The sequence below is a fragment of the Novipirellula herctigrandis genome, assembly GCA_007859835.1.
GTDB lineage: Bacteria > Planctomycetota > Planctomycetia > Pirellulales > Pirellulaceae > Novipirellula_A > Novipirellula_A herctigrandis.
The window spans coordinates 1-1,630 of sequence record SJPJ01000013.1; the positions used below are offsets into that span (position 1 = coordinate 1).

The 1,630-nt window shown below is 55.7% G+C and carries 1 pseudogene; it reads right to left on the bottom strand.

Annotated elements, in window-relative coordinates:
* Window positions 1-24 precede the first annotated feature (24 nt).
* A pseudogene (locus CA13_RS34315) lies at window positions 25-1,490 on the bottom strand (IS701 family transposase).
* Window positions 1,491-1,630: the final 140 nt, after the last annotated feature.

Sequence of the window (1,630 nt, forward strand, 5' to 3'; positions counted from 1 at the left end):
AGTTTGATGTTATTGGTTATAGTTTCACGCGGATTTTGGCTCGACGCTTTTGATTTGACCGGGGTCGATTCCAAGGTCATGACAGTCAGCGATACGTTTCTTACGATGGCAACGACTTGCTTCCGCGTTACGACGTTGATGGTAGCTGATTCGGAGACGCTCTGCTTCGTACTGCTCATCTCGAAGTCGCTTGGGAAGACCGATGCAGCGGATCACCACATCGGCCGCCCGTCGAACCTGTTCAAGCGTCAGACGCTCAGCGTCGGTGACGACCTCCGTGCGGCACAGACGATGACGAACCCGGGCACAGAACAATTGGCTGACGATCGCCACGATCATGTGACGATGAACGCAGTCCCATCCACGGCATTCAAAGTGATCCCAGCCTAATTCCTCTTTGGCTTCGCGAAAGCACGCTTCCACCTTCCAGCGTCCGAACGCAATTCGCAGCAACTCGCGAACCGTCCATCCATCACGGCCTGGAATTCGATTGCTGATGAAGTACTTTACTTCTCCGGTGCGAACGTTCTTGGCAACGATCAATGTGCATTGCGAGCTGACCAAGCGACCGTCGTGAGTCTTGCGATGGACGATATGCCAGCGAACTTCCCAAATCTCGGGCCCCTTATGCGAGTCCCGTGTGCGGTAACGCTGCGGTGTTTGCGAGGCCAGGCCGGGCGAGTACTTGGCCAAGTTCTGCACTTGGCAAGCCTTCGAGTCGCTGGTGGCCAAGCGAGGGTATTTCTTTTGCCGCCTCTTGGTCTTTTGCCTCGATTTTCGCAGCACTTTTGGCTTCCGCGCCCATGCCCGAAAGTTCGGCGGTACTTCGCCAACGAATGCCTGTTTGCGCTCGTCGAGCCCATCGAGAAACTTCCCGTCACGACCGTAAAGTTCATCAAACGTCCAGGCTTTGACGGTGATGCCATCGGCCATTGCCTGGTCGATCAGCACCAAGGCGATCTGCGGCTTGGTCAGAAACTGGGCCTCGTCAGGGACATGAGTTTTTTTCGGCGCGCGGTGTCGTTGGCCCAGTCTTCGGGCAAGTACGTTCGGGCGGCGATCAGGCACTGGAAAGTCGCTGTGGCAAACGATAGAGCGACGTTGACAACCGCGTTTTCAACTTTGCCGCGATTGCCGTTGTATTGTCGTTTGACTCCGACGGTTTCCTTGCCGGCTTTGGCCGTACCGGTTTCGTCGATCACTCCGATGGCCTGCGGGTCGGCCTGTTCGCGGACGATCACGTTGCGGCATCGCTGGAGTACTTCGTCGTGGTCCCACTTGATGGACTCGAGGAATCGTTGGAGCGTTCGCGGTGCAATGCCTTGTTTCAAAGCAATCGCTTCGACGTTCTTTCGCTGCAGTTCCGAGAGCAGTCCGCGAACATACGCGGCAAACAGCCTTCGGCCTTTGACGCCGTGGAAACAATCGGCAAAGATGGCGAGAAATTGGGCGAGCATCTTTCCGAGCGATGCGATATCCTGTAGTGACATAGAGGCGACCTTCCGTGGTTTCGTCGTGAAACAATTAGCACACGGAGGGTCGTTTCTTTTTGACTCCCAAGTCAAGCGAGATAACTCGCGGCACAGTCACAACTTACGAAATCAGGAAGCCACGAAGTGGCGCTGTCCAG